Annotated in this window: 8 protein-coding genes; 4 read left to right on the plus strand and 4 right to left on the minus strand. The window is 62.7% G+C overall.

Features of this window, described 5'->3' with window-relative positions:
- Nucleotides 1-13 precede the first annotated feature (13 nt).
- Together Pan216_RS24040 and Pan216_RS24045 are read left to right on the plus strand one after the other, a co-directional pair.
- Complete coding sequence (locus Pan216_RS24040; protein ID WP_145262139.1) at nt 14-1240, plus strand: DUF1570 domain-containing protein; 1227 nt, start codon at nt 14-16, stop codon at nt 1238-1240.
- Nucleotides 1241-1323: 83 nt separating this feature from the next.
- Nucleotides 1324-2472: a DUF1570 domain-containing protein gene (locus tag Pan216_RS24045; protein ID WP_145262141.1), complete on the plus strand. Its 1149-nt coding sequence runs from the start codon at nt 1324-1326 to the stop codon at nt 2470-2472.
- 428 nt (nt 2473-2900) lie between these two features.
- On the opposite strand, the gene Pan216_RS24050 is transcribed toward Pan216_RS24045, so the two are convergent.
- Nucleotides 2901-4133 carry a glycosyltransferase family 4 protein gene (locus Pan216_RS24050; protein ID WP_145262143.1) on the minus strand — a complete coding sequence of 411 codons (1233 nt, stop codon included), beginning with the start codon at nt 4131-4133 and terminating at the stop codon, nt 2901-2903.
- A gap of 401 nt (nt 4134-4534) precedes the next feature.
- On the opposite strand from Pan216_RS24050, the gene Pan216_RS24055 reads away from it, so the two are divergent.
- Together Pan216_RS24055 and Pan216_RS24060 are read left to right on the plus strand one after the other, a co-directional pair.
- Complete coding sequence (locus tag Pan216_RS24055) at nt 4535-5482, plus strand: DUF1559 domain-containing protein (RefSeq protein ID WP_419192924.1); 948 nt, start codon at nt 4535-4537, stop codon at nt 5480-5482.
- A 27-nt stretch (nt 5483-5509) separates the two neighbouring features.
- Nucleotides 5510-5893, plus strand: a complete 384-nt coding sequence (locus tag Pan216_RS24060) for a hypothetical protein (RefSeq protein WP_145262147.1) — start codon at nt 5510-5512, stop codon at nt 5891-5893.
- A 90-nt stretch (nt 5894-5983) separates the two neighbouring features.
- On the opposite strand, the gene Pan216_RS24065 is transcribed toward Pan216_RS24060, so the two are convergent.
- From Pan216_RS24065 to Pan216_RS24075, 3 genes are all read right to left on the minus strand, one after another.
- Nucleotides 5984-7234 (minus strand): hypothetical protein, encoded by a 1251-nt coding sequence (locus Pan216_RS24065; RefSeq protein ID WP_145262149.1) that lies wholly within the window; start codon nt 7232-7234, stop codon nt 5984-5986.
- Nucleotides 7235-7623: 389 nt separating this feature from the next.
- Nucleotides 7624-8475, minus strand: a complete 852-nt coding sequence (locus tag Pan216_RS24070) for a fumarylacetoacetate hydrolase family protein (protein ID WP_145262151.1) — start codon at nt 8473-8475, stop codon at nt 7624-7626.
- A gap of 5 nt (nt 8476-8480) precedes the next feature.
- On the minus strand, nt 8481-10970 hold the full coding sequence (locus Pan216_RS24075) for a sodium-translocating pyrophosphatase (RefSeq protein ID WP_145262153.1): 2490 nt from the start codon (nt 10968-10970) through the stop codon (nt 8481-8483).
- Nucleotides 10971-11277 lie beyond the last annotated feature (307 nt).

The following is an 11277-nucleotide window of genomic DNA, read 5'->3' on the forward strand; positions in this document are numbered from 1 at the left end:
CCGCGGAGGTTTCGTGACATCGCGTTCGCAGGATCAGTCCCCCGTCTCCAAGCGTGAGAGGCCGATGCAAGGGCCGTGCCGATCTAGAGACTGTCTCAAGAGTCGGCTCTGGCTGTGTCTGGCGTTCGCGTTGGTCGCTCTCCCGGCGGCGCATGCCGACGTCATCACCACCCTCGCCGACAATAAGAAGGAATCGATCGAGGGAACCGTGCTTTTCGAGGACACTCGGGGACACCTGGTCTTCGAGGGGCGCGACGGCCAATATCACTTCCTCGACCGCAAGGAAATCGTCGATCACCAGCGCTCGCGGTCGAAGGTCCGGCCCTACACGAGCCGGCAGCTCCAAGCCGCCCTGGCAAAGCAGCTAGGACCGAACTTCAAGTTCCTGAAGACGAAGAACTACCTCGTCTGTCATAGTTGCAGCCACGAGTTCGCGCGCGAGGCGGCCAACCTCTTCGAGCTGGCCTACGCCGCTTTTCACAACCACTTTCGACGTCATGGCGGGTTTCGTCTGACGCGTCCCAGCGGTCCGTTGGTCGCGGTGGTCTGCGGATCGCGTTCGGAGTACGTCAAGCTGCTCTACGAGGACAAGGGATTGCCTCCCTCGTCGTCGGTCGGCGTCTATCGCCCGGGCCCAAACCGAATGTACATGTACGACTCGCGTGGCAGCAACGTCGCCGCGGGGCTTCGTTCGGTCCGCAAGGATTCGAGTCGTTCGGACCAGGTGCGGCCGGCCCTGCTCGATCGCGATGTCGAAACGATCATTCACGAGGCCGTCCACCAGGTCGCCTTCAACACCGGGCTCCACAAGCGCAGCGTCGTCGGCAACCCCGTTTGGTTGGTCGAAGGCCTGGCGATGTATTTCGAAACCGCCGCCCACAAGGCCGGGGGTGGCACTCGCGGCACGAGCGACATCAATCCGACCCAGCTCGAGCAGTTCTCGCGTATGTACCCCGATCGGGTGATCCCGCTCGCCGAGTTGGTCGTCGATGACGAACGTTTTCGCAAGGGCGACAAGGTCTCCGATTCCTACACCCAGGCGTGGGCCTTCACCTACTTCTTGATCAAGTCGAAACCGCGCGCGTCCGCGAACTACATGAAGATCCTCTATGATCGCGACCCCTTCGTCGCATACACTCCGGAAGAACGGCTCGCCGACTTCCGCGAGGCATTCGGCAAGCCCCCCGAGAAGTTGGAACTCGAGTTCCGACGCTTCATCAGTCGTGTCGTTCGCCGTTGAAACCTGCCCTACGGTCTCAACCCCGCTCGGACGTCACTGGCCGATTCCCCGTAGGCAAAGGCTAGACAGAGGCCAACCGCGACGTGTCCGCCCGCCCAATCCCACCTCTCTTGGCCCTCCTTGCCGGTCTCGCTCTCTCGGCGAGCGCCGACGTGATCACCTACGAGTCGGCCGGCGAGCGCGTCACCGTCGAGGGACTCGTGCTCGCCGACGACGAACAGGGAAGCGTTCTCTTCGAGACGCGTGACGGCCGGCACCACATCATTCCCGGCACCAAGGTCTTCGAGCGCATTCGCACCCGCCAGGAAGTGACTCCCTACACGAAGGAGGAACTCAAGCGACGGCTGGGTCAGCAACTTGGCCCCCGCTTTCGCTTTGTCGACACGAAGCACTATCTGGTGGCCAATGGAGGCGACCGAGAATTGGGGCGTGAGATCGCGACCCTCGCCGAGAAGGTCTACGCCGCGTTCACGAACTTCTTCAGAAGCAACGTTGGGTTCAAAATCGCCAAACCCCGCTACCCGCTGATCATCGTGGTCTACCCATCGCGCGGCGACTATCTCGAGGCGATGTCCGCAAGGCTCGGATCGGTCGCGGAGAGCACGGCCGGCCTCTATGTCGCCAGCTCGAATCAGATCGTCGTCTATGATCCCTTGGGAGGCGACGCCGGGGCCCATCTCCAACGGCTCCGGGAGAAGGACTCCGCCGAGGCCATCGCGCTGGCGGAGCGGCTTCATCAACAGATCATGGCGACGATCGTGCACGAAGCGGTTCAGCAAGTCGCGCACAACACCGGATTGCGTCGTCGAGACGTCCTCGGTCCGGCCTGGGTGATCAAGGGCCTCGCGATGTACTTCGAAACGCTGGAGATGGAAACCGACGATGGTTGGTGGGGGGTTGGAAAGATCAATCGGCAGCGGCGCGACCGGCTGCGAGCACTCTTCCCAAACCAGCTTGTGCCTCTGGGAAAGTTCGTCATCGACGACAAGATCTTCCTCGATCAGAAGACGGCCGACAACGCGTACGCCCAAGCTTGGGCGTTGACGTACTATCTCGCCAAATCCCATCGGGCCCGCTACGTGAGGTATCTCGAGATCCTCAATGATCGTCCGCCGATGACTCCCTACTCTCCCTCTGAACGGAGAGCGGATTTCAGGAAAGCCTTCGGGAAATCGCCCCAGGAGCTCGAACTCGAGTTCCGGCGCTACTTACAGAAATACGTCGTCGAGTAAGACCGCGCGGCACGGCCAACTTGGGCTAGCACCGGTTGCTTCACTACTGACACAGTAATTTTGGGCTAGCACCGGCTGCTTCGCTACCGACACTGTAATTTTGGGCTAGCACCGGCTGCTTCGCTACCGACACTGTAATTTTGGGCTAGCACCGGTTGCTTCACTACCGACACTGTAATTTTGGGCTAGCACCGGTTGCTTCGCTACCGGTGCGGCGCAGCCGTCAGAAGTCTCGGAAGACGCGAACGAGTACCTGCAGCGCGATCCCTACTCGCCTAAAGCCGCAACGCGGCAGCCGACTAAAGAGGTATCGCCCCGCCGGGGCTCGCGCTTTGCGACGTACCAACCTGGCACTCACGTGCCAGGCTATACTCGCCCGCCGCTTCGCGGCCGAAGAGTCACGACGATGGCGCCCACCGGCGACGCGACTACGCACTGCGACGCCACGGAATGGGCTGCTCGTAGATCTCTTCCAACCCGGCGGCTTGGCGATAGACGCGAGCGGTGAGCCGAGCGGTCTCTTCCCAGGAAAAGCGGGCGGCGCGTCGATAGCCTCGACGGCGTAACTCGTCGGCCAACTCCCGATGACTGACGATCTCGCGCATCGCCTGCGTCAGTTCTTCCTCGTCCTCGGGATTGACGATGAGGGCATCGTCCCCGACGACCTCGGGAAGACTACTCCGGTTCGACGTCACGACGGGACAGCCGCACACCATCGCCTCGAGCGGTGGCAGGCCAAAGCCCTCGTGGAAACTCGGGTAGACCAGGGCGCTGGCGGCATTGGTGAGAGCCACGAGATCCTGGTCATCGAGATAGCCCAGCCAACGGACCGAGTCGCGCCACGGCGATTGACGCAGCATCTCGCGCACCGCGTCGCTGTGCCATCCCCATCCCCCGGCGAGGATGAGCGGAAACTTCGACCGGATGGCATTGCCGAGCCGTCCATAGGCTCGCAGAAGCCCCTCGACGTTCTTGCGGGGCTCGATGGTTCCCACGAAGAGAAGGAATCGGCGCGGCAACTCGAGTCGTTTGCGGGCACGTTCGACGCTCGCAACGGGCAAGACCCGAAAGTGACGGCGCGGCGCCAGCGGCGTGACCGAGATCCGGTTCTCGGGGATCCCGAGCAACCGAGTCATGTCGCGGGCGGTCGCCGAGGAAATCGCCAAGTAGTAGTCGGTCCGCTCGATTCCGGTTTGAAGCCGGCGCTCGTAGTGCTCGACCCGGTAACGCGGGTGCCACTGCGGAAAGAGAAGGACCGACAGGTCGTTGATCGTCGTCACCGTTGGCGCCTGGCATGTCGGCGGCGTCGCGTCGGGCTCGTGAAAGAGCGTGCGCGCCTCGCGATCGACGGCCCAATCGAGATAGCGTTCGTACAGCGGCGACGCGATGTAGCGCAGACTCGAGCGCAGACGCTGTTTGACTTGGTGGAGCGCCCCCGGCGTCGTCGAGCGCAAGGCGGGCCCCTGCTGCTCGCGGCGCGGTCGCGACTTGGACTTCCGTCGCAGCAACGATCCGGCCGGGGTTTGGCTCAGGCGCACCGCGCGGATGTCGCGATCGACGAAAGGCAAGTGGTAGAGAAGTTCCAGCGCGTAGTGGCCGACCCCCGAAGCCTGTCGGCACGCGACCGCATCGTTGATCAAAACGGTCATCGGTTCGGTCATCGCCGTGGGCCCATTCGAAAAAATAGTGTGCTCCTGGAACCGGCGTGTGCATACCACGCGGAGGCGACCGGATGAAGGGCAACTCGGTCCAATTCAGCGTTTCCCCGCGTCGATTCCCCGGAGACGGTGAGTAGACATGGCCTCGCTGGGCGGCTGCAACGTATGGACAAGCGTGGCGGTTCCGGCTCCCTCGCCTCCACGGGTTCCCGGTTCGCCAGCGTCGACCAGAGTCCCCGTTTGTGCCCGTTTCCCAACCGGTAGAGCCTTCCATTTGGCCCACGCGCTCGTTAAGGTGGGAGATTGCCAAACCTATTGGGGCCGAACCAAACTCAACCGACTCGTTTCACATCGTCAACCGATGTGCCATGTCGCCGCTACGTCGGGGGATGGGGGAAATCGACATGCGACTTTCAAACCGAGGGAACCTCCGATGGGGGTTCACACTGGTGGAATTGCTGGTGGTGATCGCCATCATCGGCGTGTTGGTGGGGCTCCTGTTGCCAGCGGTCCAGCAGGCGCGGGAAGCCGCTCGGCGGATGCAGTGTTCGAACAAGCTCAAGCAGTTCGGCGCCGCCTTTCACAACTACGTCGAGTCGCACGGAGCGTTTCCCCCGGGACTGGTCGCCCTCGGCGCCACGAACTGCCCGGCGCAAACGACGCCGAGCAACGATGCCCGCGCCCCTTGGAGCGTGCTGATCCTTCCCTTTCTCGATCAGCAGCAGCGCTACGACAGGTTCAATTTGAGTCTCGGCTTCTCGATCAACAATGAGTTCTCCTCCCCCAATAAGGCGGAGCAACTCGAGCCCAACGCACTCTTCCACTGCCCCTCCGACATCAATGGTCGAAGCCACTACTCCAACTACATCGCCAGCGCCGGGGGCGGTACGCCGACGGGGTCGGGATGCGTCGCGACCAACACGTCGAACTTCATCCTCTACCGCAATGGACTTTTCTTCGTCAATTCGAGCGTCGGCCTGCGGGACATCAGCGACGGCACGACGAAGACCTACATGATGGGCGAGAGCAAGTACATGGTTCACCCCGACGGGAACAGCACCAAGCATGGCTTCTGGTCGGCGGGCGTCTACTTGCGTGGGGATTGGCGCTACTACGTCAATTTGCTCGCGGCGATTGAACCGATCAACCAGCCCTACACCGGCCCGCTCGATCCCATCAAACCGAACAACGAAGCGGTCGTGGGACGCACCTTCGGCAGTCGGCATCCCGGCGGTTGTCATGCGCTGATGGCGGATGGCAGCGTCCAATTCCTCTCGCAGGACATGGACGTCAACATTCACCGCTCGCTGGGTGCCCGCGACGACAACGGCCCGCTGGAGATGCCCTTTTAAGGGACTGCGCGAAAGGATCGATGACGGATGAGAGTAGCGTGGCGACGGGGCGCCTTGGCGATCGTCTTGGGCCTGCTGACGTTAGGGTGCGGACCGACTTCATCAGGTCGGCATACGGTCTCGGGAACGGTGACCTATGACACCAAGCCCCTGCCCAAGGGCCGAGTCATGTTTGAGCCGGATGCGGGCGCGGGCAATCGCGGTCCTTCGGGAAGCGCGGAGATCGTCGACGGCAAGTTCACGACCTCCCGGAACATGGGCGTGATCGGAGGGCCCTACATTGTTCGCATCTACGGACCGCCGGTCGAGTCGGGTTCGATGAACCACGTCGACTTTCCGCCATTCGAAACCAAGCACGACTTCCCCGACAAGGACACCGAAGTCAGCTTCGACATCCCCGCCGCGAAGTAGTAATCCCGTGGTACGCGACGAGGGTGCCGACACTTGCTGCCGACACCCTCGCTCGGGCGATCATTCATGTCATCGGCCACGCCAACCGCGTCAGGGCAGCGGAGTCGGCGGGCCGGTGAACGAATCGCGAATCTCGATCGAGTGGTTGCGGATCGGAGCCTGCGTCACCCAACCGATGGTGTCGACGCCGTTGTAGTGGCGGTCCATCGGATGACGTTTCGGGGGAACGCCCCAGTTGACCGCCGCCGTCACGAATCCCCGCAACCCTCCCGTGCCGCCGACCACTTCACCACCGAAGCGAAAACGACCGAGATAGAGGTTGGTGAAGAGACCGCCGTAGGTCTCGTCGAGGGTGTCGTCATACGTCAGGTAGCGACCCGACCAACCGAGTTGCCAGAAGGGGCAGAAGTACTTACCGACGTAGATCTGGTAGTCGACGCTCGCGGTCTGGACCCGCTTGAGTTGATTGCGAATCCCGCCCCGCTGCGGCCCGAAGCTATCGGCGCCAAGCCCGCTGGCGATCGCCAAGTCGAGGGTCATCACCCGGACGAGCGGCAGGTTCGCCATCGCGCTGACCGCACCACCGACCTTCTGGTACTCCTCTTCCCAATCGATGAACGCGTCGAGCTTCATGTAGACCGTCTTGTAGCGCCAGCCAAGGTAGCTGTCGATCGAGAATTCTAGGCTGTCGTTGTAGCGGGTGTCGTTGCCGGCATAGCCGAACAGTCCCTGGGTACCGAAGATCACGCAGGGGGTCTGGATCGGCAGCAGCGTGCCGCCGGCCATGATCAGCGTCTGCTCCTCCTCGATGAAGCCGTAGAACTGGGTATCGCGGAGGAAGTTGTAGGTGGTATCCAGTCGCGGTCCCGCCAGTCCATTGGTCGAGTTCGTCGACGTCGTCAGGTTCGGGTTGCCCTGGAGCGTGTTGGCGACCGGCGTCGGCTGGTAGAGGGCATCATACCCATCGAGCCCGTCGTTGAGCCCCGGCCCCCCGTGGTAGAGGTGCGAGGTCTGCTGAATCCCCGAGCTGGTGGGATTCGTCGCGGACGTCTGATAGTCCGCCAGTCGCACCCCTCCTTGCTGGGAACCGCTGGGGACGCTCTGAAACGAGGCTTGCTGAAGCCCCCCGTCCGTCGCGGGAACGCCCCCATTCCAATGGGATTGCTTGATCGCCGCGGTTCGCGGGAGGACGTCGATGACGCCCTGGGCGTGGACGAGTGGCGCGAAATGCAGGAGCAAGACCAACGCGCCCGACAGGGAATATCGACTCGAGCGGGCCTTCGCCGCAACGCCCTGAGCCGCCGAACTAAGAGACCTTGGCTGTCGCCGATCGTCGCGCATGGATCCTCTCCAACTTCGCGCGGCAACCATCGCCGTGATGGCTTGCGCATCGAGTGCCGCTGATACTCTCTATGTCGAATAATCCGGCCGACCGATTACAGCAATTTTTGCGATCCAACCCCTTTTCACGACATTGGCCGTTTTGGCGGTCTTCCGTTCGCATGCGAACTCACCCCATGTTGCCTCGTCGGCATGACCGGAACGCGAAGGTGGGGAGACTTGAGAAAGATCGAGTCTTTCTGTCCAGCGGGGCGGATGGATGGCCCAGATAGCTCGTCAATCGGGGTTCGCGACTCGGTTAAGCCACCCGGTAGTCAGTGTCCTCCCCTGACCAGGGAGTTCCTCCCAATGTCCCCCCTTGGACAAGGGGGGAGCAGTAGAGACGGAAACTATCCCTGCACGACGGGATTGGCCAGGGTGCCGATGCCGTCGATGGTGATGAGAACCTCGTCGCCGGGACAGAGAGAAAAGTCATCGGGCGGAACGATGCCCGTTCCCGTCATCAGGAAGGCGCCATTGGGAAACGAGTTGTCGCGTCCGAGCCAGTCGACGAGCCCCTCGAGGCTACGATTGATCTGCGACGTGCTGGTTTCGCCTCGAAAGGCCTCGGCACCATCCCGCTTGATCTCGAGGACAATCGAGGTGTCCGCGATGTTCGGCATCTGATCGACCAGCGTGATGACCGGTCCCAGAGCCGCGCACTGACTGTACATCTTCGCTTGCGGCAGGTAGAGCGGGTTCTCCCCCTCGATGTCGCGAGCGCTCATGTCGTTGCCGACGGTGTAGCCGACGATCTCGAGTTTCGGCGAGAGGACAAGCGCTAGTTCCGGCTCGGGAACGGTCCAGGCAGTGTCTTGGCGAACACGCACCGCTTGGCCGGGCCCGACGACGCGATGGGGCGTCGCCTTGAAGAAGATCTCCGGACGTTCAGCGGAGTAGACTCTGTCGTAGAAAGAGGCGGCTTGCTCCGACTCCTCCATGCGAGCCGTTTGGCTTCGCTTGTACGTCACGCCGGCGGCCCAGACCTCCTGGTCGTCGATCGGAGCGAGCAGTTGGGTATCGCCCAGCGGCCTGGCGGTTGTCGCCGACACCGACGCTTCCTTGAGAAACGCCGTCAGGTCGGGCTTGGCGAGGATCGACGAGAGCGTTCCCGCGTCCTCGGCAAGCATCTGGACGTGATCCCCCTCGATCAACCCCACCCGCGCGGCGTTACTGGGACCGCGAAATCGACAAAGTTGCATGATGATCAGCCAGCGATGTTGTACATGACGATGAAGCCGGCCACGACCACCGAGACCATGCTCATCATCTTGATGAGAATGTTGATCGACGGGCCGCTGGTGTCCTTGAAGGGATCACCGACGGTATCGCCGACGACGCCCGCCTTGTGAGCCTCGGAACCCTTACCGCCGTAGTTGCCCGCTTCGATGTACTTCTTGGCATTGTCCCAAGCGCCACCGGCGTTGGCCATCATGACCGCGGTCGCGAACCCGGTCGCGAGTGTCCCGATCAACAGGCCGATCACCCCGGCGATACCGAGCAACAACCCGGCCAGGACCGGCGAGATGAGCGCCAGCATCGAGGGGGGAATCATCTCGATCTGCGCCGAGCGGGTGCTGATCTCCACGCAGGAAGCGTACTCGGGCGTGGCGCTGCCGTCCATGATGCCGGGAATCTCTTTGAACTGCCTTCGGACCTCGGCCACCATCTGGCCCGCCGCGCGTCCCACCGCCTTCATCGTCATCGCGCTGAAGGTGAAGACGAGCATCGACCCGAGCAGAATCCCGACAAGGAACCTCGGGTTCATCGCGTTGACATCGAGCAAGTCCATGAAGTTACGCATGTTCGCTTCCTGGACGCGAACATCGTCCTTGGGATCGTCGGTGATCCGCATGAAGGGCGTCGGATAGAGGGTCGCTTCTCCGGCTGGTTCGGTCTCCGCGGGAGCCCCTTCGTCCTCGAGCGCCTCGATCGGCGAGTGCGGCGCGGCCATCTTGACGAAGACCCGCCCGTCGAGCGGATAGCCCTCCTCGCCCGCCTGCTCGATCGATTCGATCGACACCGAGCGTGCCCAGCGGACATAGCCGAAGCGGACTTCCTCGACATACGCGGCAAGGAGCGCCAGAGCCGTCAACGCCGCCGAACCGATCGCGAAGCCCTTGCCCGTCGCGGCGGTGGTGTTGCCGAGGCTGTCGAGAGCGTCGGTCCGCTCGCGAACGATCGGATCTTGATGGGTCATCTCGGCGTTACCGCCGGCGTTGTCGGCAATCGGCCCGTAAGCATCGGTCGCCAGCGTGATGCCCAGCGTGCTGAGCATGCCGACCGCGGCGACGCCAATGCCGTAGAGGCCGAGGGAAATGTAATTTGGATCGTCGAACTCGAATCCGGTCGCGAAGCCGTAGGACAAGACCGTTCCGACACAGACCAGAAGGGTCGGCACCCAGGTGCTCTGCATGCCTTCGGCGATGCCGGCGATGATCACGGTCGCGGGGCCGTACTGGGCCTGGTCGGCGATCGAGCGCGTCGGTTGGTAGACATCACTGGTCGAATACTCGGTCCACTTGCCGATCGCCCAGCCGGCCGCCAAGCCGACAACGACCGCCATCGCGATCCCCCAGTAGGAGAATCCGAGGACCATGAAGACGAGCAGGAAAGCCGCCGCGATCACCATCAGGCTCGAGCCGTCGATACCGCGGGCGAGCGCTTTGAGAAGGGTCGCCTGGTCGGCGTTCTCCTCGGTGCGAACCCAAAAGATTCCGACGATCGAGAGCAGCGTGCCAATGCCACCCAGGGCCATCGGAAGCAGGATCGCGTAGAGCTGCATCTCGGCCGTCCGATTGACGTCCCAGCCCATCTCCACCGACTGCGAGGCCATCGCCGCGACGCCCAGTGCCGCCGAGGCGAGGATCGAGCCGCAGAACGACTCATAGAGGTCGGCCCCCATGCCCGCGACGTCCCCGACGTTGTCCCCGACGTTGTCGGCGATGGTCGCTGGGTTGCGAGGATCGTCTTCGGGGATGCCCGCTTCGACCTTACCAACGAGGTCCGCCCCGACGTCCGCGGCCTTGGTAAAGATACCGCCGCCGACACGAGCGAAGAGAGCCTGCGTGCTCGCACCCATCCCGAAGCAAAGCATCGCGACGGTGATTTCCTCGAGCGAGAGCGGTTCGACGAACCACGGAACAACGAAGTAGAGGACGAAGAACCAAGCGGTGATGTCGATAAGCCCGAGGCCGACGACGGTCAGTCCCATGACAGCGCCCGAGCGAAACGCGACTTGAAGGCCTTGATTGAGCGAGTTGCGAGCGGCGGCGGTCGTCCGGCTACTCGCGGCGGTCGCGGTCTTCATGCCGAAGAACCCGGCCAAGCCGCTGAAGAAACCGCCAGTGATGAAGGCGAACGGGACCCAACCGGACTGCGCGTCGAGTCCGTAGGCCAGGATCGCCAGGAGTCCGAAGATTACCGCGAAGACGATGCCGACCACTTTGTATTGCTGCCAGAGGTATGCCATCGCCCCTCGGGAGACGTACCCGGCGATGCGAATCATATCCTCGTCACCCGGATCGGCGGCGACGACATCCTTGTAGAAGCGAAAGGCAAAGACGAGAGCGGTAACCGACGCGGCGAACGCGACGAGCCACCAAAAGATATGTAGGAAGCCCCAAGCCCCGGTGGCGATCTCGCCCAGGCTCTGTTCCCCCGACGCCGCGAACGTAACGAGAATCTCTGGATCCATGTTGTGATACGCCTCCGTGGTGTGACCGAAGGAACCTCCGGAACCCCTACGGCCGCGCTTCATCCGGCCATGTGATCAGTGATGAGAGAGTCGGACAAGCGGTGAGCGCGGCGCCCGGTTGTTCGGTATGGCTACGAAGTGCATCCGGAAAAACCAGCACAATAGGTCAGAGAATCGCAGGGAGTCGGCCCGATCACCCAGCGGCCATGGCAACAGGGTGACAGTGCCTCACGACGGTCGTTCGTCGATGGCCAATCCACGGTGTTTGGAGAGGACCGTCGTGGCTGGACTGTCGTTCGATATCAGG

The organism is Kolteria novifilia (assembly GCA_007748055.1).
Classification (GTDB): domain Bacteria; phylum Planctomycetota; class Planctomycetia; order Kolteriales; family Kolteriaceae; genus Kolteria; species Kolteria novifilia.

Excerpts from the sequence above, each read along its gene's own strand:
- Pan216_RS24050 (WP_145262143.1), bottom strand. The coding sequence starts at position 4,133 with ATGACCGAACCGATGACCGTTTTGATCAACGATGCGGTCGCGTGCCGA.
- Pan216_RS24055 (WP_419192924.1), top strand. The coding sequence starts at position 4,535 with ATGCGACTTTCAAACCGAGGGAACCTCCGATGGGGGTTCACACTGGTG.
- Pan216_RS24060 (WP_145262147.1), top strand. The coding sequence starts at position 5,510 with ATGAGAGTAGCGTGGCGACGGGGCGCCTTGGCGATCGTCTTGGGCCTG.
- Pan216_RS24065 (WP_145262149.1), bottom strand. The coding sequence starts at position 7,234 with ATGCGCGACGATCGGCGACAGCCAAGGTCTCTTAGTTCGGCGGCTCAG.
- Pan216_RS24070 (WP_145262151.1), bottom strand. The coding sequence starts at position 8,475 with ATGCAACTTTGTCGATTTCGCGGTCCCAGTAACGCCGCGCGGGTGGGG.
- Pan216_RS24075 (WP_145262153.1), bottom strand. The coding sequence starts at position 10,970 with ATGGATCCAGAGATTCTCGTTACGTTCGCGGCGTCGGGGGAACAGAGC.